Origin of the sequence: Limosilactobacillus galli (genome assembly GCF_947381495.1) — a bacterium.
Lineage (GTDB): Bacteria > Bacillota > Bacilli > Lactobacillales > Lactobacillaceae > Limosilactobacillus > Limosilactobacillus galli.
The window spans coordinates 1-23,594 of sequence record NZ_CANCWK010000025.1 but is presented as its reverse complement, the minus strand read 5'-3'; the positions used below and the strand labels follow the sequence as shown (position 1 = coordinate 23,594).

Below are 23,594 nucleotides of genomic sequence, written 5' to 3'. Positions count from 1 at the left end.
ATCAACACCATATTGCCGTGCAATGGCAGAATAATTTGGTTTTATCTTTTCTAACACAAAATATCTCATCCTTTCGTAAACGTCTTTTCGCATACTCATCACTTCCTCAAAAGATTAATAAAGTGAGTATACAAAAAATGCAGGAAAACCGACAATTTTAAACCGCCGATTTCTTACATTTTACAGCCGCCCTCTACAGATCGACTCCCCAACCAGAAAAGGAGCGACATTGAGGCTTTTTTACCATGGGCAGAAGAAGTACAACAAGTATGTCATAACTAGAGAAGGGGCGTGAACCGCAAGAAACCGCGGCTCACGCCCTTTCATTTGTTTTCAATACGTATCGTTATTGACTGCTTACAGTTGACAGATACCCATAAAAAAGGGGAACATTCTTAAGCGATAAAAAGAATGTTCCTCAGGTAAAATTAAGAGAAAGATTTGATTACGTAATAATAGCAAATACTGGCGCTGATAATCCGCTTAAAAATACTATAACCAAACCACACTTATAGTATAGTAAAGTTCTACCATACTGTTCAAGGTACAATGCTAATTCCTGCAATTTTCCTATAACAAAAGCAGTGACACTAAACAAAACTATATTAAGCCCATTTAATATTACTGCTTTCGGAAATAACTATGTCAGTTAGCATTATACCATCATAAGCAATTTTCCAACTAACTTTCTTTCAAGAATTATGAATCTTTCTTTTTTATTGACCGTTCTTGGCATACTTAGCTTCTACAGCTGCCTTCTCATCCTTCCACCAATCTTCGTGGTTAGTATACCAGTCGATGGTGCACTGAAGGCCGGTCTTGAAGTCAGTGTACTCTGGTTCCCAACTCAGGTCGTTACGTAGCTTAGTTGCGTCGATAGCGTAGCGCAAGTCGTGACCCGGCCGATCCTTGACGTGGTCGTAGGCATCCTTAGGTTGACCCATCAGTTCTAGGATCATTTCTAGGACTTCCTTGTTATTTTTCTCACCGTTGGCACCGATCAGGTAAGTCTCGCCGATCTTCCCCTTGGTCAGAATATCCCAAACGGCCCGTGAGTGATCGCTAGTGTGGATCCAATCACGGACGTTCTTGCCAGACCCATAAAGTTTGGGCCGAATCCCACTTAGAATATTTGTAATCTGACGCGGAATAAATTTTTCGATGTGTTGGTAAGGGCCATAGTTGTTGGAGCAGTTAGAAATCGTTGCCCGTAAGCCAAAAGAGCGCACCCAGGCCCGAACAAGCAGGTCAGAGCTAGCTTTAGATGAGGAATACGGACTAGACGGCCGGTATGGTGAATCTGGCGTGAACTTCTCGCCAATCCCCTCGCCGTGGCTCGGCAGGTCTTTTCGCAATGGCAAGTCCCCATAAACTTCATCTGTAGAGATATGGTGGTAACGAACATTGTACTTCCGACAAGCCTGAATCAGAGTAAATGTCCCCTCGATGTTAGTCTTGATAAATGGCGCTGGGTCAATTAGCGAGTTATCGTTGTGACTCTCGGCAGCGTAATGGACCACTGCATCAGTCTGGCTGACCAGCTTGTCAACCAGTTTCTTGTCACAGATGTCACCAACAACCAACTCAACCTTATCTTTCGGTATACCAGCGATATTGGCTGGATTTCCGGCATAGGTCAGCTTATCCAGAACGGTAACATGTTCAACTTCGGGGTGGCTATTGACTAAAAAGTGAACAAAATTAGAACCGATGAAGCCACAGCCACCAGTTACGATAATGTTCTTAAATGCGTCCATATTTACTTACACCTCAAATAAGAAATATTCAGTATAAATGAGTGATACCGTACCCTATCAATTTAACAAATATCTTCAAGCAACTAAAATAACTTTATTATCTTAATTACTTTGCATTATAATTAATCAAATATTTAAGACCATTGTGCATCTTTAACACATAAAGAACTCTTTTATCATATTCTTATTAGTTTTATCATTCAGAAAGTTTATACTACATTAAATATTTATGTTGAAACAATAAGTTAATAGTCCCGAAATGTCAATTTAAGTTAGAAAAAAAGTAGTTGCTCATCAGTGACATACTTCATGAATACCTCGTAAGGTGTTTGATAGCCCAATGACTTGCGAGGAATGTTGTTCCGGTAACTCATTATTTGACCAACCTCTTCATCAGCTAGGTGGCGGAGATCGCGGCCGTTGTGGAGCCCATCGCGCCGCAGAAGGCCGTTGTTGTTCTCGTTTAACCCCCGTTGGTTAGGTGCCCCCACCTCGGCAAAGTAGGTCTGGAGGTCAAATTGGTTGGCAATTGCTCGCCAGTCAGCGAACTCCTTCCCATTGTCGAAGGTAATCGACTTGAAGAAGTGGGGTGGAAACTTTGCCAACCATTCCTGTAAGTGCTGGATCACACTGGTGGCCGTCTTACTATGGACGTTAAGAATCACTTCGACTTTGGAAGTCCGTTCTACCAAGGTCATAACGGCGCCCTGATGTCCTTTGCCCTGGACGGTGTCGGCTTCAAGGTGGCCGAATTCACGGTTAAAGTTGGGAAAGTCGATAGCCCGTTGGTGAATGCTTTGGCCAAGTCGACCGGCCTTCCCCCGCCGTTCTACGTAACCATTGGGGCGACGCTTGCCTTTCATCGGCAAGGTCTGCACATCAAAATTGCCCCGCTCGAAAAGGCGGTAAAGCGTCCGCATACTACAGCTGAGTGGCCGTTCAGCGCGGCCCATAATTGTGTCTGGCGTCCAGCCTTGAGCCACTTTGGCTTTGATATAAACCTCATCAGTGGGCAATTGAATAGCCTTCCGACCGCAATGAGCCTTGTTTTCACGATAGTGTTGGTAATATTCTTGGAGCGTGTGGCCGGCGGCCAGAAAGCGATAAACTCGGTAGACGGTTTCTAAGCTCCGGTGCAAAAGTTTGGCGGCCCGGTAGGCTTTTACTCCTTGGTCACGAAAATTAGCGATCATCGTTAGTTCGTCTATGGTAAGATGATGGTAGGTCATTTGTGGTGTCCTTTCTTTTGATGTATGGGTATTCAAAAGGTCTACCACAAATGGCTTTTTATTTTTCTAACTTAATTTTACAAACCGCGAGTAATTAACTTCTTTCAATAATGTTTAGATCTTCTTTTAATGTAACAACACAATTTGAAGGTATATCTTTATAAATCAAACAATTTGCTCCAATAATAACATTATCGCCTATTGTTACACCTTTTAATATCGTTACATTACTTGCAATCCAACAATTACTACCTATAGAAATTTCTTTTGAAGTAAATCCCTGCTGTGATATTGGTTTATCCATATCATTAAATATATGATTTTGATCGTATATTTTAACATTTTCACCCAAAATGCAATTATCACCAATCGTTACTGATTTAGTAGCTGAAATAGAAAAATTATTATTTACAAAAACGTTTTCACCGAAAACAATTTTTGATTTACCTGTTACAAATAGTGAAAAGTTTCCCCTGGACCTAAAACCTCGATTAAATATTATCCTTTTGCCAAAGATTAACTTATAATAGCCTATCTGAATTAATCTTTTCAACGTCATATTTATTCGATGCAAAAAAAACATTTTTATCTCCTTAGATCAATTTATTTTTCGTATAAGTTCCTATATTTATAAAAGTAAGTCAATCGGATTATTAAAATTACCATTTGACTTAAAGTCATAAGTAACATTATCCAAAACAATGTCATAAAATGACATAAAATTAAAGTAACTAATCCAATAACTTGAATAATCGATCCTATTACTGTTGAAAATGTTACCTCTTTAATTTTTCCAATTGGTCCTAACAAGGGCCATCCATGTAAAATTGTTAAGAATAAAATAAAGAGTAATGGCACGGATAATCGCATTAAATAAGCAGCAGGCTTATATTTTGGACCACCAATGATTGTCAAGATTATTGGCGCCCCAAAATATGTGATACAACATCCTAATATTACAAGCGGAATAAATACTAATAATACTTTATTAAATAATTGTAAATCCCTTTTTTTAACCATTTCAGGATATATACCATCTTGAATCGGATAGTATAAGCTTTGTACAGCACCAATAAATTGCATTATTAATCCCCAAAAAGCCACATCACGTGCTGATAAAAATATCCCCACACAAACCGTATTTAATGCGTTAAAAGCTGTTCCAGACATATCAGACAAAAAATATACACTTGATTCACGTAATGCATTAATAACATTTTTTAAATTATCAAATTTGATTTTTATTTTTAACTTTTTTAATTCAAAATTAACCCAAGCTATAGCTACAAAGGACCCTAAAATATCTAAAACTGGTAATATATTTAAATCAGCATTATTTTTTATAAAAATAAACGTGAGCACCACAGATATACTTTTAGAAATCAAGTATCTCATTGTTACAATGTTCATTTTCTCTAGTCCACGAAATAAATATTCAAATATAAAGGTATCTAAAAAAAGGGGACAAAACATTAACATTGTAAATAAAGCATGCTGACGTAGTATCGGAATAGTTGAAATCATCATCAAAAGTATTAAAAATGCAATTACAGACAATAATAATTTTGCTTGCGTAATTTTTCCAACTATTCTTCCAATTTTTTTCAGATCACCCTTTGCTTCAACAATTTCTCGAGTTCCAGACAATAAAAAGCCAAATTGCATAACCAAATTAGCATAAACCATAACAGACTTAACATAACTTACAACACCATAATTTGATACAGTAAAAATACGGGCTAAATATGGTAATGTTATTAGTGGTAAAATCACTTGTGCTATATTCATAATATAAAGCATTGTTATGTTATTAGCCGACTTATTTATTTTTAATTTCATTATTTTACTCTACTTACTATATTTATCAACTATATAATCTATGATAAAAACTAATGGTACAAAAAACAAAATACTACTATATGCGTAACTTCTACCATACCAAACCATCCTTGGTACAGAACACAGTAAAAGGACTAATTCATATTTAAAAAACGTATTTTTATATTGTACAAATAATCTAAAGAAAATAAAATCTAGTGTAGCAATTAAAAATAAGCCCCAAGTCCCATAATCCATAATAGGCATTGCCAAAAGAGGTTCTCCACCTGGATTAGCATATTTAACAGCTTCAGTAATAGCATTAAATCCTAATGGTGATGTAAAAGGAATTGCAGAGATAATATTAGCCTTAAACAATTGACCATGCAGAATCCCAAATGATTGAACATAATCAATTGCAACATTATAAAGATATCCCACATCTGTAGTAGTAGGTGTAGTTAATAGCCCTTTGATTTCTTCGACTAATGTAACAGACTGTCCACTACGTACAGTAGCTATTGTATTAAGTAATACTAAAAACAAAAATAGTAATATAAAAATAAAAACATTGCGAATTATTGTTTTAAATTTTGTTTGACCACTATTCTTTATTAAAAGATAAAGAATCATCCCAAAAACTAAACCAGTAACATCAGCACGTTCACCATTTATTAAGAACCAACAAATAACAAACAAATATGTTAATTTAACAGTAAATTTTGTTCGTAAATATGGCAAATTAAAAATCAAAGCTACTATAACTAGTTGATTCCATGCATGACCTGGTAACAACATAGCAAACCGTTCATTAGCACTACTTGCGAAACTCAACCTTGGAAAAGCGACAAAAGTAAACATAATAGCTATTAAATTATTAATAGCTACTGTAAACTCTTTTCTTTTTTTAAATTTAAGCTTTATTAATTCGTATTCGTTTCTTTTGTAATTAAAAATTACCGATAAGAAAAGAAATACCGAACAATATATATAATTGTAATTTAATAATTGTGGCATGTGCAAACTAACAAGATTTAAAGACAAATCACCATATGATGCCCCAGTAAAATACTGAATCAGTATTGGAAATAATAATGTATTTGCACAAGTTAAGAAAAACGTAATAAAATCTATTCCATTGAAATAAAAACTAAATCCCACAATTGCTACATTCATTATAAATGCGATCCAAATATTAATGGAATTATAGTTAGCAAGGCCACTATTATTTAAAAAAATCACTATACTTGTGACTAATAATAACAAGCATAATAAATATCTCTGAATGTTTTTTATAGATGTAGGAACCATTCTATTACCTTTCATTATAGTAATTGTTCAATAACTGTTTAAAATAATATGTATGCTTAATTTGCCCTAACGAAAACTTATTTATAAGTTTCTTTAACTTCCCCTTATAGTAAGCAAAATAAAATTTATATTTTAGTGCATCTTCTAAATTTAGTTCATCAAATTGTTGCTTAGAAATTATTTTATTAGGAATAATGTAAAAATTATTGCTCGTTTTTCCTAAACTAATTTTCATATTTCGTTTCTGCAAATGAACATACATTTTGGGTGTCATTCTATAAATTCCATTCTTGTATGTAACTTGAATTAATCCGTCTTTTTTGTTCCAGACAAAATAACGCGGTAAAGAATATTCTAAGGCATTTTTATAAGTAAAGAATTGATAAGAATTAATAAGAATATCAGCATAGGGTGGATTATCTTCAAAATCTAAAATATTTAATCCTCTTTTTTTAGCAATTACCCCAATACCGATCTCTTCATCAAAATGGTATGCATACTTATGAGTAAAAACATATTTATAATTACGAAATTTTTCGTCATCAACAATATTTTTAAATAAAAATTTTTGATTAGCTGAAAAAAGTTGAAAATGTCCCAAATACCCTACTTTATCATAGTTGTTTTTATCGAATCCTCTTTCTTTAAGGAATGTAGAGATTTTTCCCCAAATTACGTCTGGATCACAAAAGCCCCAATAATCCAAATTATACTTATCTATTAAATCCTCAAAAACATAGCCATAAGCAGGTCTAAAGTCACAAAGTTTATAAGGATTATCAATAGATATATTTAAGTCATTAAATTTTTTCCTTATTAAGGATTGAATATCCTTAAATTCTCTTTTCACAAGATGTAAATTTGAAGGCAACTTAGTTTTTACATCTTGATCAGTGATCAAGATGAATTGAATTTCTGGATTCATGGCTACACTACGTATCCACAATTCGAAATAATTTGGAAATGATCCAAAATATGGTAAAAATAATCCTATGTTTTTATTCATTATTTTCCCTTCTTAATCAATAATTTTGAATATAATTCAAAAATTCTAGGATACTGCTTTTCAATATTATATTTATTTTTACTAGAAACATTTTCCCTATCAACCATATTGAAATCATTAATTGCAAATACCCATGGAGCTGCTCCCTTATCAACTGGCAAAAAAGTAACATTAGAATTGTATTGAACATCTCTATCAATATTATTTGATAAAATCATATTGATACCACTTGCCTGAGCCTCAATAGCCGAAACCGGTAATCCTTCATATAATGAAGGCAATACAAAAAAGTCAAATGCACTATAATAGCTTTCTGGATCATTCGTCCCAGGAACGATGATTATATTTTCTTCTTGATGAATACTTTTTATTTTTTGATAAAGTTTATCTTCTAATTCTCCGACACCAACAATTATTAATTTTGAATTTGGATTATCATGATGATATTGATTAAAAATATCGATCAAGAAGCCTTGGTTCTTTTGTTTTGTCAATCTTCCTAGTGTGCCAATAATTACTGTATTATCACTAATTTTTAATTTTTCGCGAAGTAATTTTCTCTTTTTTAGATCAAATTTATATTTACTTTGGTCAATAGCATTATACATGATATCAAAGTGTCTTTTACCAAATAAATATTTACCTGCGGATTGGCCACATGCAATATAATGATTAGCAAAAATATAATTTAATTTTTTAAACACTTTTGCCATATGCGGATTTATATTATCCTGTGCAATATGTGCATGTGCAATGCGTACCTTAACTCTTAGCAGCCACGCTACAGACAAAGGATAAAAACTCAATAAGCTCATATGTGCATGTACAATATCTGGTTGCTCTTTTTTGATTATTTTATAGGTTTCAAGTAAATTAGCAAAAGGATGATCAGATTTATAAGGAATTTCATAAAGCTTATCACCTATTTGCTGTAGTTCTAATACTTTATCAGCCTTAGCATGGTGTTGATATACTACAATATTTTCGATATTATAGTGCTGGTTTAATTTACTAGTATAGTTTTTTATGACCTGTGTTACACCATCATTTCCTAAACCAGAAACAAAATGTAATACTTTAATTTTATTCATTATTGTAAAATCCCTTGATATAAATTAGTAAAATCTTTTACGGTTTTCTCTAAACTATAATATTCTTTTACAGTTTTCGCTCCATCTTCACGGTTATTAGATTTTATGTAGTTAAGAAGTTGTCTTGCAATTACGTTAGGTTCATCATTTAATGAAAACATTTTTGTATTATTAGTCAAAACTACTTCTTTACTTATTGCATCAGATAAATATACTCCTAACCCCTCAGCCTGAGCTTCTACGGCAGATATAGGTAAACCTTCATACAATGAAGGCATAACAAATATATCCATAGCTGATAAGTAATCTGGAATATTTTTTTCCTTACCTGTGAAGATAACCTTTGAACCTAGCCCCAAACTATTAACTTTTTCCTTAATATTTTTAAGTAAATGGCCATCACCGACTAATATTAATCTAGAATTAGGATTCTCTTTTTCAACTTCCTTGAAAATATCTATTAAGAATGACTGATTTTTCTGTTCACTGAAGCGCCCTACATTCCCCAAAACAAGATCATTAAAAGGAATATTCAGTTTTCTTCTAATTGATTCCCTGGCCGCAGAAGAGAAAGTAAATTTGTCTATATCAATACCATTATTAATTATTTGAACATCTTTACTTGTTCCAAACATCCATTTTGCTGCTACATTTGCGCATGCAACTTCTTTATCAGCAATTTTGATTAAAATAGAACGATTTAATTTATGAAGAAACATGAGTCCTACGTTATTTACACTAGGCGATGTGTTATGAGAATGAACAATTATTTTAGGATGACTTGGATGATATTTAGTAAGTAATATTGGAATTACATTAGCAGCTGAATTTTTATGGAAATGCACTACATCATAGTTGTTATCCAAAATATGGTTAAAGAATTTAACGTAAGGAACCAAATGTTTTATCGAAGGAGCCAAATAGATTCTTCCTCCAAGCCTTTTTAATTTTTCTTGATATGGCTCTTTAGCTGTTGCTATAAAATCAAACTGATATTTAGTTCGATCAATATTTGCATAGACATTTGTTAATAATGATTCTATTCCACCAAAATTCTTTGTAAGTTGTACATGTAATATTTTTGTTTTCATTTTAACCCCTAAACAAAAAGGAAGGCACTATTTTTGATCCAATGCTTTCCTATAGATAGCTGCGTAATTTTCTGCCATTGTATTAGAATTATAGTGTTTAACAACATCTTTCTTAGCAGTTTTTAATAAATCATCTGAAACTCCATTAATAATTAATCCAGAAATTACATGAATATAATCATCTAAATTATTACATAAAAAGCCATTTACGTTATTAGTAATTACATTATTATTACCAATAACATTTGAAGCGACACATACTTTCTCAAGATACATTGCTTCAAGTAATGACATGGGCAAGCCTTCCCATTTGGAAGGTAACAGAAAAACATCATAATTATTTGCCAATTGTAGAGCTTCTTTTTCAGTTTTCCATCCCATAATCTTAATATTAGGAGAAGTTAGTTTATCCCGAAGCTTTCCATCACCAATCCATACAAACTTTAATGTCTTAAAATGTTCAGCAATTTTATTAAATAAAACAGGATCTTTTTGAATAGAAATTCTCCCAATAGTAAAAATAATTGGTTTTCTATTTTTCAATTTTGAGGTATGTTCAACTATGGAATCAATTTTTTCCATATTAATACCATTGTCTACATACAATGCTTTATTGGTAAATTTTTTTGTTTCTTCATTTTCACCATAGCTGCACGATATTGTAGTACAATTTCTGCGAGCAGATATTTTCTCTAAAGTTCGATAAAATTTTACCTTTTTAGGACTAATATTAGTCATTAAGAAACTATATCCATGTGGCGTATAGAATACTGGGATCTTTTTGCCGTTAAATGCCCATCTACCTAGAATACCAGCTTTTGAAGAATGTAGATGAATTATATCGGGCCTTACCATTTTACATATTTTTTTCATTTCAAAAAAAGCTTTTATATCTTTAAACGAAATTTTTCGTTTAAAGTTTTTCACTTTAATTAAATGTACATTTTCATTGAAATATTCTTCATAATTTTGGGGCGTCTGTGGACGAATTGCATATGCAACATAAACATCGAATTCTTTTGACAAGCCATTAGCGAGGTTCGTGATATATGTAAAAACACCACCACCCATTGCCTCTACAAAAAATAGAACGCGTTTTTTTGTCATTTAATACTTCCTCAAGAATTAATATGAACCGTTTGGTTTAATAATTATTAAAATTGTTTTCCAAATTATCCAAAAATCGTATTTCACACTAGCATGCTTAATATATTCAAGGTCTAGAGTAACCATCTCATTAAAGCCCACATTATTCCGTTCTGTAACTTGCCAAAGCCCTGTACAACCAGGAGTGACGTACAGTCGTTGCTTATCGTAATGGGTATATTGTTTAACTTCTGACGGTAGCGGTGGACGAGGCCCAACAAGACTCATATCTCCCTTTAAAACGTTGATCAACTGTGGTAATTCATCTAGACTATGCTTTCGAATAAAATGACCGATTTTTGTAATTCGCGGATCATGTTTCATCTTAAACATTGCTCCATCGACTTCATTTTGGTCCTTCAATCTCGTTAGTAATTGGTCAGCATTCGGAACCATTGAACGAAATTTATACATTTCAAAATGTCGACCGTCCTTACCAACACGAACTTGTTTGTAAAATACTGGACCCTCATCTTCCTTCTTAACCTTATAAGCAATTACCACCATTACCGGACTAAGAGCAATCAACCCTCCTACTGATAAGATAATGTCGAAAAACCGTTTTACAAAACGGTAACCTTTCCTCGACTTTATCTTTTGATGGTTAATTAAGATTCGTTCTTCAGCCATCATGCTTTTCTTCCTCCCCAGCAACTAAAACAGCCAAAAATGCTTTTTCTTCGTTCTAATTGTCTTCAAATCATTCAGTGGTATATTCTCGCCATTAATAATGGAACAAGCATTTTGCTGGTACTGCTTTGTTAAGGTACCACCAAACTCATGTTGCAATTTTTTAAACGCTTGTCTCATTTCGTACTTTCGTCCCGGTAAATCATGAGCATCCGAAGCAAAGACGTATCCTTGCCCTGCCTCAATTAATTGACGACTAAAAATTTCTACTTTCTTACCAAATGTCCCGACATACGAACTTGCTGTAATCTGTGATAGGCAACCTTTCTCAAGCATTTGATAAATCAGGCTAGGCTGCGTCATGATCTTGGTATTTCGTTCTGGATGAACAATTACCGGAATAATTCCTCGCTGTTGCAAATCAAAAATCATTTGATTAGTGTAATAGGGAACATCATCATCTGGAAATTCTAGCATCATATATCTATTTCCAGTATCCGCAAATAGGATATCATCCTTATCCAGTGCTTCCAATAACTGCCCATTAATCCGTACTTCCTGACCAGGGAAAACAGTCAACGGGATATTATGAGTATTGATCTGCTCTTGAAACTCTTTTGTTCGCCTAATCACGTCCTGCTTATGATTGACATACCGGCCATTCATGTGGTGTGGGGTCAACAGCGCATGAGTTATCCCATTCTCTGTTGCCTCCCGTGCTAAGCGGAGCGAAACTTCCATGCTCTTAGAACCATCATCAATCCCCGGCAAGAGATGACAATGTAAATCAACCATGACCATTACTTGTCATCCCCATCATTGTCATAGCCATATCCATATCCATAGCCATAACCGTATCCATAGCCTGCATCACTATCACTAGTTACATCATTCATAACGTAGCCCAGCAAATTAGCATGCGCCATCTTCAGAAGTTCGACCGCACGCTTTGCTCCTAATTTCTGCGTCTGGCCTTGTTTTACTACCAAGACAACAGCGTCCAAGTTATGAGAAATAACCTGGGTATCCGTAACTTCCAACATTGGCGGTACATCAACAATTACCATGTCGTAACGTTCTCTAGCTGCCTTTAAAAAGTCTTTCATCCGTTGTGAGCTTAGTAATTCCGCAGGATTTGGTGGTGTCGGTCCACTCGGCAAGAGCGACAGGTTATCAATTCCACTTAGCTGAATAATTTTATTAAGGTCAATTGTTTGCGCACGGCTCGTCAAAACTGTCGTTAAGCCCTTCCGATTATCAAGATTAAAAGTACGGTGCAGGGTAGATCTTCGTAAATCTGCATCAACCAACAAGACCTTTTGCCCAGTTTGCGCCCAGACAACCGCCAAATTATCCGTTACCGTTGACTTTCCTTCAGACACATTCGCCGAAGTTAACGCCAAGGTTTTGATTGGATGATCAATTGCCATGAAGTTAATATTGGTCCGTAGCGTCCGAAATTGCTCGGAGATTGGACTCTTGGGGTGAACCGCTGTAATTAATTGGGCACCATTATGGATTGTTGCGTTCGATTGATTTTTATTTCCATGATGAAAAAGTGGCATCCTACTCTCCTCCTTCTAAACCCGACGTTCGGCCTGTTCATCATTTTCCAGCCGCGTCTGTTGGGCTTGGAAGTTATGATTCAAGTGGAAGTGGTCAATATGACCAAGGTTAGTTAATCCTAATTCTTTAGTCATAAAGTCGTCATTCTTAACGGTTGTATCCATCAGTTCCTTGATGACTAGGTAAATAGTACTGAGAAATAAACCTAGCAGGGCTCCAACCAAGGTGAAAAGTTTGACGTTTGGAAAAGATGGCGTATCTGGCTGACTTGCTTGTGAGACGATGGTTACGTTATTGACTGACATGATTTTCTTGATTTGTCTTTTGAAAACCAGGGCAATTGTATTAGCCGTAGCGGCAGAAAGATTTGGATCATCTGTTTTAACAGCTACTGAGAACACCTGCGAATTCTGCTGAGTGCTAATACTAATAGCATCTTTCAGATCAGCAACTGAAATGTTATAGGAACGACCGTATTCTTGAGCCGTTTTAGTACTATTTAACTCATTGCTAACTTTATTTAATATTACCTGGTTCATGATCAAATCTTTGTAGGTATTAATCATTTGGATATCAGCTTGCTGATTATTGTAAGCTTGACCGTTATTATTGCTAGTATGCTTCTGATTAACTAAGATTTCAGTTGTCGCGGTATACTTCGGCACCACCACGAATTGGGCCACGACAAAGCCCAGCACTCCAGCAAGCAAGGTCCAGACGATCAGCAGTTTAAAATGCTTGCGCAGGATCGCCATCAAGCGGCTTAAATCAATCGTGTTACTCGATTCTTCTACTGAATTATTCAACACTCTAACTCCTTAATTTTTCAAACTGTTTTGCAATAGGTTCGTGATCCGTTGTTGCTCACTGGTTGGGACGATTTCGTAGTCTTGACCGCCCTCTTCAGCTCCGTGACCTTGTGCGTGGTCTTGAACGATTTTAGCGTTAGTACCCCGATAGTTCTTCGCCAGGGTGACCATGTTATTAAAGGTCAGATCAGTCTGGGAGCTGTCCGAAATAGTCCGCAGAAAACGCTGATTCAGCACCGTCTTGTAGGAGATAGACTTCTTCAGCAGAGCAACAATGACTAACCGTTGTCGTTGCTGTCGGCCATAGTCACCTTGCGGATCATCGTAGCGCATCCGAGTAAACTGAAGAGCCGTCGTACCATTCAAGTGATAAGTTCTACCTTTCTCAAAATGAGAACCGTAATCGAAGGTCAACGGCGACGTCACATCGACCCCACCAACCTGGTTGATGGCCTTCTCAAGGCCACCCATGTTGACCAGGACGTAGTAATCGATCGGGATGTTAAAGTGCTTCTGGACAGTCTTGACACTCTCCTTAACCCCGCCATAGGTGTAGGCGGCATTAATCTTGGCCGGTGAGTCATCCGGGTAGTCCGGCAAGTCGACCTTCATGTCCCGCGGCAGGCTGACGATCGTGGTCGTCTTCTTCTGCGGGTTCAACGTCATGATCATCATCGTATCGGTCCGCCCCTTGTAGTCCCGGTCCAGAGCCCCGGTATCGGTCCCCAGCAGGAGGATGGATACTGGCCGCTTCTGGGCAAGCACCTTGTTGGCATCCCTGGTCTTGGTGATGCCGGCACTGTTGTACATGTTATTAGTCGTGGACTTGAGGTTATGCCAGGCCACTCCCGCAAAGAAGATGGCGATCAGGACCAGGATCCCGACTACCGACCAAAAAATCCGCCAACCACGGTGACGACGATGATGGCGGTGGTGACGATGAACCTCATTGTTGTTCGATTCCATCCGTTCACGCTGTGCGTATTCGCTATTTTCATCAGACATAAGTAAGGTCTCCTATTATTTGTGATTCTCTCCACAATACATAAGTTAAAGAATCTTTTAAGTTTCAATGACTAAGTATGGTAAAAATAACATTACTTGTCAAGGGGCGGTCGTCATTAAAACTTCACATTTTCGGTTTAAATGTTGTCCAAATTCGTATTATACGCTCGCCGCGTTAATTCCTGACACCAATCATCAATTTTTTACCATTCAATGCAAAAAAACAACCATTGGCTGAAAATCAGTTCAGCCAATGGTTGTTTTGCAATTTATTCATCATAGTTAATGTACTCACGCAGGAGCTCACTGTACTTGACCAGCTCACTCAGCTTAGCATCAGCTTCTGGTTCAACGACCAGCGGAGAACTCTTGTCTTCGTTGTCGTTCATCTGCTGCTTCCCCCAGACACTCAGAGAAATCAGCAACTGGCGAAAGTCACTTCCGTCCTCGGTCAAGGAATAGCAGTTCTCAGTGTCCTTAACCGGGTTGGCGATCCGCAGGTTCTGCAGGCGGGCCAGCTCAGCCCGCAACTCGTCACTAGATAACTTGGGAACCAACTGGTGCAGCTCATCCAGCGTCAGTGGCCGAAAGCCCAGCCAGAATACCAGAGTCGGCTGCCGCTTCTCCTGCAGGATGCTTAATGAGTAATCAATTCCACTATGCAATTTACGATCTGTCATTGATGTATCACTCCTATCTGTACCGTTTCCCATTACTCATCTCCATTATACTTGATAATTAGACTATTGCACGTTTTTTGTCCAAAATTTACTTTTCAATGTAACGCCGGACGCGTTCTTCGATCTCCTTACACTCCTCGGGGGTGCAGTAGTCGGGGATCACCTGGTGGCAAAACTCCAGCATCCAGCGCTTGCGGAGATCCTGGCACATCAGCCGTTTGGTACTGCACATGTCATAGAAGCGGACACTCTGGCGCTTATGGACCTTTTTGACGCCGTAGCTGTGCATCTGCCAGGCCAGGATGTCCAGCTGGAGCTTGGCCGCATCGTCAGCGGCCTGCAGCAGCCGCACAAAGGTCTTATACCCAGTATCGATTATGACCTGGAAGTTGCGTTTCTTGCGTCCATGGAACGAGGCAATCACCCGGCCCCCTGCCTCATACGTGTGGTAGAGGTAATAGGCCATGTAGTAGACGACCGCGGGATTGGTCGTACCATGGGTAGGGACGAGGCGGTTATTGCCGGCAATGTAGCCGCGCCCCTTATGGACACCGATCCAATCATACAGTGCCTGCCGCTCATAGTCTGCGATGCCGTTATCACTGGCAAACTGGTCCAGGACCTTCTGCAGTGGCTGCGGCAGGAGCAGGCACCGCCCATCCCTGGCTAGAACGAGGGTCCGCTCCTTCCCATACGCCGTCATCAGGATCGTGTTCTTCCAACTCGGCTGAAAGCTTGCAGTCTCTTCATCAAATTGCAGCTCTGCCGGCCTGGTCAGGTCGATTGTTTTACATTTCGTCATGGATCGTAGTCCCTTTCGCGGGTCAAATTTCAAAATAGCGCTAATCCCGGTCATTTTTTGTAAGCGTTTACTCAAAACAATACGATACCGGACTTTTTGCCTTACGTCAAGCGTTTTTCAGCCTGTTTGTGATTATTTTATTATTCGCTTATCACGCTGCTGTCTAATAAGCTAGAGACAACTCAAGCGCGCTTGGGAATCTATCACAAACAGGTGATTTCCAATGACAACTAAAAATTTGCAAGATGGTTTTGAATTTCTATATAGTGATAAACGAATCCGCCTAATCCACGGTGTGCTCAAAGGACTCGGGGTGGCCGTCACCCGTGACGACTACCAAGACCTGGTCCAGGAAGGCTGTCTGATCTTTGCCCAGGTCTTCGCCGATTATCCAGAGCCGGTCACGACCCCCATGGAGGAACGCCGGCTGATGAGCTACGCCTACCGGAAGATCCGCTGGCGCCTCCTCGACATCCTCCGCCACCAGCAGCAGAGCGTCAAGGCAAGTCAGTACTCCCTCGATCAGGATGAGCTCAACCCCGTGAGTCGGGACCTGGTCGACCCGCAGGCCCAGCTCCCCTTCGACCAGCTGGCCAATACCGCCTTCTTCGACACCCTTTGGCAACATGCGGGAAAGCAGGAACGGCGCTATCTCCAACTGGCGCTCCAGGACCGGTTCGCTAGCGACGCGGCAATCGCCAAGCACTGCGGAGTCTCCCGCCAGGCGGTTCACCAGTGGAAGCAGCAGCTGATTGCGACCGCCCACCGCCTGCAAAAGGACTGGCCAGACATGGTATAATCGCCCTTGAGGTGATAGTGTGAATCAACATCAGACCACGTCGTCGCCGGCATGGTTCCACTCCCGCTACCGGGGTGAGGACCGCGACGATGGCTTTGCCAACGAGCTCAGTATCTACCGGGACCCGGCCGAACCGCGGTTGGATGTCCTGCTGACAAACGTCGATTTTGACGGGATCGGGCACGATAATACCTATTCCCTGACCAGGAAGGACGCGGCTAAGCTTCGTGACTTCCTGCAGGAATGGCTGGATAAATGAAAAATGGTGCGGCTCAACCATGATGATTGGTTGGTTCGCACCATTTTTGTCTACCTATCTTCTATCCATTTACTTATTCTCGTGGTTGTCTTCCCAGACCTTCTCCAGCATCTGGTAACGCAGGTCACCCACCTGGCTGACCTGGTAGTCGGCCCCCTGCAGCTGGTCGGCCGCCCCCACGCTGATCGTTACCAGCCGGGTGTCGTTGGCAGCTTGCAGGTCCTCCTGGTTTGTGACCAGGGCCACGCAACCGGTGGCCGGCACGTCGAGCTGCTTGACCAGGTCCTGGTATGTGCCGGTCCCCGCCACGTCGACGAATTCGTCCAGCTTCAGTTGCTTGGTGATTTCGTCCGCGTGACCCGCGGGATCATTGATGGCCAGCTTGACGTAGTGGTCGTAGAGGGCGATGATCAGCTTCTTGATCCCCGGCACCAGGTCGTCCTCACCGAGGTCTGCCAGCACCTGGCCGTAGAACTTGTCCTGCTCGGCCAGTAGCTCCTGGCGTTCGGTATCCGCATCGCTGGCCTTGAACCGCGCCAACACCTTATCGAGGGCTTCCTCACGGCTCAGACTCTTGAAGTCCTTGGCCAGCTTGCCCGGCAGGCCCATCCCATACTCGTACATGGCGACCTTCTGCCAGGCCGCAAACTGCAAGCGGTCGAGGTCGGTGATGATGCCGTTAACGTTTAAGATTGCTCCTTGCATCTATTCTTCGACTTCCCTTCCTTGAACAACTTGGTCAACCATTCGCCAATACTCCATCAGCAGGATGAAGTCGATCGGGTTCAAGACATCCGTGTACAGCTCCCGCATCTCCAGCAGCTGGATGTTCAGCAAGCGGGCAAAGTCGTTGATTGCAATGACATCCGCGGCAGCCGGCCGGTCCAGGTCGGCGATGATTGTCACCGCTAGTTCCTCAATCAGATCCTCATAATTCTCCTGGAGGAGCGACTCACCAAACTGATCCGGCGCAAACGGTTCCGGGTCGACGATCTTATCCTGTTCCTTTACGAAACGCCGGTGCCACTTCCCCATCGCGTCCCAGTAGCGGTCATAGAGCTCCTGGTTCTCCTGGGTGGCACCCTTCATGTTGGGCTGGCTCAGCTGCTGCCACTGCTTCAGCATCTCCATGTATAGGGACTCGTGGTCGCCGAATTGGTCCTCCCGATGTTGCTTGACGAATGCGGCAAGGTCATTGATGATTTCTGTCTGTTCTTGTCTGTTCATATTAATTACCTATTACTTTCAAATTTATTTGCCATGGCTAAAGAATTGGGCAGCTTTGATGGCCTGTTGCCAGCCGCCGTAGATCCGGTCGGCCTCCTCCTTGGACATCAGTGGGGCAAACTCATCACCGATCTTGGAGAGCTTACGCAGCTCGTCCTGGTCCTCCCAGAAGTCGACGGCCAGCCCGGCCAGGAAGGCAGCGCCCAGCGCCGTCGTCTCCTCCATGGCGGCCCGTTTGATCGGTACCTGCAGGATATCGGCCTGGAACTGCATCAGGAAGTCGTTCCGCGAGGCCCCACCGTTTACCGTCAGGGCCGCCAGTGGCAACTGGGTATCCTTGACCATCGTGTCGACGACGTCCCGGGTTTGGTAGGCAATCGCCTCCAGGGTCGCCCGGATGATCGCCCCGCGGTCGGTTCCCCGGGTCAGGCCGAACATCGCCCCACGGACTTCCTGATCCCAGTACGGGGCCCCGAGACCGGTAAAGGCCGGCACAACATAAACCCCGCCGGTCGTCTTGGCCGCCGCCGCCATCTGTTCGGACTCGCTGGCGTGCTGGAAGAATTGCAGGCCATCGCGGAGCCACTGGACCGCGGATCCGGCCACGAAGATGCTCCCCTCCAGGGCGTAATGGGTCTTGCCGTCCAGCCCATAGGCGATCGTCGTCAGGAGCCCGTTGTCAGACAGGGTTGGTTTCAAGCCGGTGTTCATCACAATGAAGGACCCGGTCCCGTAAGTATTCTTGACCGAGCCCTCGTCGTAGGCGGCCTGGCCAAAGAGCGCCGCCTGCTGGTCTCCAGCAATCCCGGCAATCGGGATCTGGACCCCGTAGAAGGTGAAGTCACCGGTGTAGCCGTAGATCGCCGAACTCTCCTTGACTTCCGGCAAGATTGCCCGGGGGATATCGAGCAGGTCGAGGATGTCCTGGTCCCAGTCGAGAGTGTGGATATTGAAGAGCATTGTCCGGCTGGCGTTGGTGACGTCGGTCGCGTGGGTCCGGCCCCCGGTCAGCTTCCAGAGCAGCCAGGTGTCGATGGTGCCGAAGAGGAGGTCCCCACGGGCGGCCTTCTCCCGGGCGCCGGGCACCTTATCGAGAATCCACTTGATCTTGGTGGCGGCGAAGTAGGAGTCGATTACCAGCCCGGTCTTGGCGTGGATCATGTCCTTATAGCCGTCACGGATCAGCTGCTCAGCGATCGCGCTGGTCTGCTTGGACTGCCAAACGATCGCGTGGTAGATCGGTTTCCCGGTGTGCCGATCCCAGATGACCGTCGTCTCCCGCTGGTTAGTGATCCCGATGGCGGCGATCTTGTATGGCTTGATCTGGGTCTTAATCATCACGTCGGACATTACCGACTGGACACTGTCCCAGATCTCCGTGGCGTCATGCTCCACCCAACCCGGTTGCGGGAAGTACTGGGGGAATTCCTTCTGGCTCATCCCCACCTTATTGCCGTCGTGGTCGAAGATGATGGCCCGGGAGCTGGTCGTCCCCTCGTCAATTGCCATGATATATTGTTGCTCGTTCAATCTTGTTCATCCTTTCGCTGTACAAGAAAAAAGGCCACCGGGAAGATTTCCGGGTGGCCATTTTTAGGAAGCTTAGTTATCACTAACCATCTTGCCGCCAACACTGTAGCGGTCCTTCTTCATCTCGTTCAGAACAATGTGCACCCGTTCAGCTGGAACATTGGCGTTCTTGGAGATCGCTGCGGTAACGTCCTTGACGAGGCCCTTCAGTTGTTCCTCGCTACGGCCTTCGATTAAGTCGATGTGTACTAATGGCATAGTCATGCCCTCCTTGTTGTTTTTTATAATTCTACCATAGAAAGCGTTTCGACGATAGTTTCTCTCGCGTTATTACCTCCGAAAGACGGGATCTACGCTAAGATCAGTTCTTCCGCCGTAACTCGTTGCGGGCCGTCTCGGCATCGAGGTGGTTCCCGGTGAAGAGAATGTGGTCGCCGAGTTCGATGATCGTGTCCCCGTGCGGCGAGATCGGCTTGTGGTTCCGGTAGATCCGGCTGACCGTGATCTTGTCGATGAACGGCAAGGTGTGGAGTTCCTGCCCGGCGTACCGCTGGTTGCGAACAACCACTTCGAACAGGCCGGCCTCGGTATCGCTCAGCAGTTCAATGATCGATGGACTCTCAATCATCGACCGCAGGACACTGGTCTCGACATTGAAGGCGTTGAAGATTTCGACGCCCTGGGCCACCAGTTCGTCAATCCGCTCGTGATCGACGTTGGGGTTCTGCTGACTAGCGATGACCCGACTGACACCCCGCTTCTTGGCTAACTGGGCCAAGCGGGTGTTCTTTCGGTCATTCCTGAAGGAGGCCACCAGAATGTCGGTATCGAAGAAGTTGCCCTTGTCCAGGGTCGTCTCGTCAATCTCCGGCAGGTAGGTTAAGTCGTTAACCTCACTGTTGAAGGTCTTGTAGTTCTCCTCGTTATCGGTGACCATCCGGATCACGTACCAGTTCTTGGAGAGCTGCTGAGCGATCGGGACGGTAAGCGTGTTGGCACCAAGGATTACGACCCGTTGTTTGATCAGGTCGGACTTGTCCAGCTTGTAGACGGAGTTGAAGACGATCGGGCCAATGATGCAAACAATCACCGCTGCCAGGACGAAGGCATCCGATTGGGTGCTGGTGATGGCGTGGAGGTTGCGGGCCACCTGCAGGGCGGGCAGAACCAGGGTGATCGTTGTCACCGTCAGGAAGCCGCCGGCAAAGGAATTCCGCGGAGAGAACCGCCGCCGGAAGACCAGGACCGTGGGCAGCTTGGCCAGGATGAAGCAGGCCACCAGGATGGGAATCAGGGCCAGGGCCCGCGGGTTGGCGAAGAGCTGCTTGATGTTCAGCCGGACCCCGGTCATGATGAAGAAGAACGGGATCAAGAAGCCGTAACCGATCGAGGTCAGCTTCTCCTGGGTGTTCTCAGTAGGCTCCAGGAGCTTCATGACCATCCCCGCCAAAAAGGCCCCGAGGATATTCTCGGCCCCGACCTGCTCGGCGATCGTCACCAGGATGAACATCAGGAAGAAGGCCAGCCGGATGTCCAGCTGGGTCGTCGCCTTGGAGATCTTGTTGAACCAGATGAAGGGCTGCTTGAACCGTTTTAGCAGGAAGAACGCCGCCAGGAAGAGGAGAACGATCAGCCAGAGCCGACCGGCATTGCCCCCGTTAATCGAGGCGTAGATCGTCAGCGCCAGCATCGGGACGACCTCCCCGAGGACCGCCGTCAGCAGGATCGTCTGCCCCGCTGGCCGCCCCAGGATCTCCTTTTCCTTCAGGGTCGCGATGACCACCCCGAGGGCCACGGTCGAGAAGAGGATCGTGGCCAGAAAAATGTCACTGAAGAGGCCGATCCGGTTGAGGATGATCCCCAGGATGGCCGCGGTGGCGATCACCAGGCCGAACGCCTGCCCGGCCAGGTTGACCGGCGACTGCGGATTGGGGGCCGCACCCGGCTGCTTTCTGAAGAGGTCAAAGTTGATTTCCATCCCCGAGAGGAACATCAGCATAATGACCCCCATCGTCGACATCATATTCAGCGTCGCGTTCGGCGTGACAATGTTGAAAAGACTTTTGCCGAGAATAATTCCGGTCACAATTTCGGCCACTGCCGTCGGGATGCTGGAGATCTTAAAGCGCGCCATCACCAACGGAATGATCAGGGCCGCAACCATCACAATCAAGAGTGAAAGTTGTTCCATCATGTTTCGCTTCCTTCATCAAAAAATTCGTTTCCTATTATATAACAGTCATGCCGCTTGCAAAATAGTGATTTTCTATAGTAAACTTTGATAGCATCGAATTTCAGATGAAAAAGCGTTATAATTTAATTATGTAAACGTTATCAACTTATCTTTTAAGGGGAGTTTCGCATATGGCTAACAAATTATCAGCATGTACCAGTATTTTGATTGGTAAAAACGCCAGTATCGACGGTACCATCATGATCGGCCGGAACGAAGACGCCAAGGCGGCCTGGCCGAAGCACATGGTGGTTCACCAGCATGGCGAGATGCCGACCCACTTTGTTTCCAAGGAGACCAAGCTGGAGCTCGACCTGCCGGCGGACAGTGCCCGCTACACCGCCACACCAGAATGGACCGACAAGGCCGGGGTGTTCGAGGAAGACGGGATCAACGAGTACGACGTCGCCATGAGCGCCACCGAGAGTGCCTACTCTAACTCGCTGGTGCTTGGGTACGATCCGCTGGTTGAGCACGGGCTGAACGAGGAGGCCATGGTCACCGTGGTGCTTCCTTATATTAAGTCCGCCCGTGAAGGGGTCCAACGGCTCGGGAACCTGATCGCCAAGTACGGGACCGGCGAAACGAACGGGGTCCTTTTTGCCGACAATGACGAGGCCTGGTACTTTGAAACTGGGGCTGGTCACTACTGGGTGGCCCAGCGGATCCCGGACGACTCATACGCCGTGGTTGCCAACCAGCTGGCCATCCAGGAGATTGACTTCACTGATCCGGATAACTTCATGTTCCACCCGGGCATTCAGAAGTTTGTCGAGAAACACGACTTGAACCCGGACCCGACGACCTTCAACTTCCGCAAGATCTTCGGGACTGCTGACCGGTCAGATGCCGTCTACAGCGAGCCGCGGGTTTGGATCGGCCATCAGATGTTCAGCCCGAAGCAGGCCGGGGACGAGACGCCGGAATCGACCGAGCTGCCATTCCTGATGAAGCCGGACCGCAAGCTCTCGATCTTCGACGCCCAGCAATACCTGAGCAACCACTACGAGGGCACCGAGTTTGACCCGATCGGCACCGGCAAGTCCGGTCACAAGTACCGGCCGATCAGCCTGGCCAAGACCCAGGAATCCCACATTCTGCAGATGAACCGGCCGGGGGCCAATATCCACTGGCTGGCCATGGGGGTTGCGGCCGAGAGTACCTACGTCCCATTCTTCAACGGGATCACCGACGTGCCGGCTCCGTACAAGCGTGGCAAGCTACCGGCTCAGCTCAATTCGGCCTACTGGATCTTCAAGCACGCCAGCGTCCTCGTCGACAGTCACCTGCACGACTTCCTGCCGCTCCTGCGGGATGTCCAGAAGGAACGGAACAGTGCCGCGATCAAGATGATTGCCGAGACTGACCAGGCCGTTAAGACGATGCGGGGTGAGAGCCGGGACTCCTACCTGACCATGCAGAGTAACGGCTACGCGATCGACACCCTGAACGCCTACAAAAAGTTGGCTCTGGAGCTAATCACCAAGATGACCGACTACTGCGAACTGAACTTCAAGACCGACGAAAATCTTTAATGATGTTTGGCCGGAAATCCCGTGACTTTAGTCATGGGATGGATAGGCCCCTTTAGCGCCCGTTAGGGCG

At 43.5% G+C, this 23,594-nt stretch carries 24 protein-coding genes; 3 read left to right on the top strand and 21 right to left on the bottom strand.

Annotated elements, in window-relative coordinates:
- Window positions 1-716: 716 nt before the first annotated feature.
- From rfbB to QOS10_RS06055, 16 genes are all read right to left on the bottom strand, one after another.
- Window positions 717-1,757, bottom strand: coding sequence for a dTDP-glucose 4,6-dehydratase (gene rfbB / locus QOS10_RS06130; protein ID WP_283594473.1), 1,041 nt, complete (start codon window positions 1,755-1,757; stop codon window positions 717-719).
- Between the two features lie 272 nt (window positions 1,758-2,029).
- Window positions 2,030-2,986 (bottom strand): IS30 family transposase, encoded by a 957-nt coding sequence (locus QOS10_RS06125; protein ID WP_283594471.1) that lies wholly within the window; start codon window positions 2,984-2,986, stop codon window positions 2,030-2,032.
- Window positions 2,987-3,080: 94 nt separating this feature from the next.
- Window positions 3,081-3,545 (bottom strand): acyltransferase, encoded by a 465-nt coding sequence (locus QOS10_RS06120; protein ID WP_283594470.1) that lies wholly within the window; start codon window positions 3,543-3,545, stop codon window positions 3,081-3,083.
- 44 nt (window positions 3,546-3,589) lie between these two features.
- Window positions 3,590-4,825 carry an oligosaccharide flippase family protein gene (locus tag QOS10_RS06115; protein ID WP_283594469.1) on the bottom strand — a complete coding sequence of 412 codons (1,236 nt, stop codon included), beginning with the start codon at window positions 4,823-4,825 and terminating at the stop codon, window positions 3,590-3,592.
- Between the two features lie 9 nt (window positions 4,826-4,834).
- Window positions 4,835-5,980, bottom strand: a complete 1,146-nt coding sequence (locus QOS10_RS06110) for a hypothetical protein (protein WP_283594467.1) — start codon at window positions 5,978-5,980, stop codon at window positions 4,835-4,837.
- 139 nt (window positions 5,981-6,119) lie between these two features.
- Complete coding sequence (locus tag QOS10_RS06105) at window positions 6,120-7,121, bottom strand: DUF6625 family protein (protein WP_283594466.1); 1,002 nt, start codon at window positions 7,119-7,121, stop codon at window positions 6,120-6,122.
- Window positions 7,121-8,212, bottom strand: coding sequence for a glycosyltransferase (locus QOS10_RS06100; RefSeq protein WP_283594464.1), 1,092 nt, complete (start codon window positions 8,210-8,212; stop codon window positions 7,121-7,123). The genes QOS10_RS06105 and QOS10_RS06100 overlap by 1 nt, the downstream gene beginning before the upstream one ends.
- Window positions 8,212-9,303 carry a glycosyltransferase family 1 protein gene (locus tag QOS10_RS06095; RefSeq protein ID WP_283594462.1) on the bottom strand — a complete coding sequence of 364 codons (1,092 nt, stop codon included), beginning with the start codon at window positions 9,301-9,303 and terminating at the stop codon, window positions 8,212-8,214. The genes QOS10_RS06100 and QOS10_RS06095 overlap by 1 nt, the downstream gene beginning before the upstream one ends.
- Before the next feature lie 27 nt (window positions 9,304-9,330).
- Window positions 9,331-10,410: a glycosyltransferase gene (locus QOS10_RS06090; RefSeq protein WP_283594460.1), complete on the bottom strand. Its 1,080-nt coding sequence runs from the start codon at window positions 10,408-10,410 to the stop codon at window positions 9,331-9,333.
- An 18-nt stretch (window positions 10,411-10,428) separates the two neighbouring features.
- Window positions 10,429-11,082, bottom strand: coding sequence for a sugar transferase (locus QOS10_RS06085; protein WP_283594458.1), 654 nt, complete (start codon window positions 11,080-11,082; stop codon window positions 10,429-10,431).
- 21 nt (window positions 11,083-11,103) lie between these two features.
- Complete coding sequence (locus QOS10_RS06080) at window positions 11,104-11,880, bottom strand: tyrosine-protein phosphatase (protein WP_283594457.1); 777 nt, start codon at window positions 11,878-11,880, stop codon at window positions 11,104-11,106.
- Complete coding sequence (locus QOS10_RS06075) at window positions 11,880-12,644, bottom strand: CpsD/CapB family tyrosine-protein kinase (protein ID WP_283594455.1); 765 nt, start codon at window positions 12,642-12,644, stop codon at window positions 11,880-11,882. Before QOS10_RS06075 ends, QOS10_RS06080 begins: the two co-directional genes overlap by 1 nt.
- A gap of 15 nt (window positions 12,645-12,659) precedes the next feature.
- Window positions 12,660-13,451 carry a YveK family protein gene (locus QOS10_RS06070; RefSeq protein WP_283594454.1) on the bottom strand — a complete coding sequence of 264 codons (792 nt, stop codon included), beginning with the start codon at window positions 13,449-13,451 and terminating at the stop codon, window positions 12,660-12,662.
- Window positions 13,452-13,463: 12 nt separating this feature from the next.
- Window positions 13,464-14,459 carry an LCP family protein gene (locus QOS10_RS06065; RefSeq protein ID WP_283594453.1) on the bottom strand — a complete coding sequence of 332 codons (996 nt, stop codon included), beginning with the start codon at window positions 14,457-14,459 and terminating at the stop codon, window positions 13,464-13,466.
- A 269-nt stretch (window positions 14,460-14,728) separates the two neighbouring features.
- Window positions 14,729-15,139, bottom strand: a complete 411-nt coding sequence (locus QOS10_RS06060) for a winged helix-turn-helix transcriptional regulator (protein ID WP_283594452.1) — start codon at window positions 15,137-15,139, stop codon at window positions 14,729-14,731.
- Between the two features lie 88 nt (window positions 15,140-15,227).
- Window positions 15,228-15,941, bottom strand: a complete 714-nt coding sequence (locus QOS10_RS06055) for a hypothetical protein (protein ID WP_283594449.1) — start codon at window positions 15,939-15,941, stop codon at window positions 15,228-15,230.
- A 223-nt stretch (window positions 15,942-16,164) separates the two neighbouring features.
- Between QOS10_RS06055 and QOS10_RS06050 the strand changes: the two genes are divergently transcribed.
- Together QOS10_RS06050 and QOS10_RS06045 are read left to right on the top strand one after the other, a co-directional pair.
- A complete protein-coding gene (locus QOS10_RS06050) occupies window positions 16,165-16,740 on the top strand; it encodes a sigma-70 RNA polymerase sigma factor region 4 domain-containing protein (protein WP_283594447.1) in 576 nt (191 codons plus the stop codon).
- Window positions 16,741-16,759: 19 nt separating this feature from the next.
- Window positions 16,760-16,999: a hypothetical protein gene (locus tag QOS10_RS06045; protein ID WP_283594444.1), complete on the top strand. Its 240-nt coding sequence runs from the start codon at window positions 16,760-16,762 to the stop codon at window positions 16,997-16,999.
- 69 nt (window positions 17,000-17,068) lie between these two features.
- Here QOS10_RS06045 and QOS10_RS06040 read toward each other — a convergent pair whose 3' ends face one another.
- The 5 genes from QOS10_RS06040 to QOS10_RS06020 form a co-directional block, all read right to left on the bottom strand.
- Window positions 17,069-17,704, bottom strand: coding sequence for an HAD family hydrolase (locus QOS10_RS06040; RefSeq protein ID WP_283594443.1), 636 nt, complete (start codon window positions 17,702-17,704; stop codon window positions 17,069-17,071).
- Window positions 17,705-18,226 carry a hypothetical protein gene (locus QOS10_RS06035; RefSeq protein ID WP_283594442.1) on the bottom strand — a complete coding sequence of 174 codons (522 nt, stop codon included), beginning with the start codon at window positions 18,224-18,226 and terminating at the stop codon, window positions 17,705-17,707.
- A gap of 24 nt (window positions 18,227-18,250) precedes the next feature.
- On the bottom strand, window positions 18,251-19,756 hold the full coding sequence (gene glpK, locus QOS10_RS06030) for a glycerol kinase GlpK (RefSeq protein WP_283594440.1): 1,506 nt from the start codon (window positions 19,754-19,756) through the stop codon (window positions 18,251-18,253).
- A 72-nt stretch (window positions 19,757-19,828) separates the two neighbouring features.
- The gene (locus QOS10_RS06025) at window positions 19,829-20,014 is read right to left on the bottom strand and encodes a 2-hydroxymuconate tautomerase (RefSeq protein WP_057806227.1); all 186 of its coding nucleotides are present in this window, start codon (window positions 20,012-20,014) and stop codon (window positions 19,829-19,831) included.
- A 103-nt stretch (window positions 20,015-20,117) separates the two neighbouring features.
- Window positions 20,118-21,947, bottom strand: a complete 1,830-nt coding sequence (locus QOS10_RS06020) for a monovalent cation:proton antiporter family protein (RefSeq protein WP_283594438.1) — start codon at window positions 21,945-21,947, stop codon at window positions 20,118-20,120.
- Between the two features lie 173 nt (window positions 21,948-22,120).
- On the opposite strand from QOS10_RS06020, the gene QOS10_RS06015 reads away from it, so the two are divergent.
- Window positions 22,121-23,524: a C69 family dipeptidase gene (locus tag QOS10_RS06015; protein WP_283594437.1), complete on the top strand. Its 1,404-nt coding sequence runs from the start codon at window positions 22,121-22,123 to the stop codon at window positions 23,522-23,524.
- Window positions 23,525-23,594: the final 70 nt, after the last annotated feature.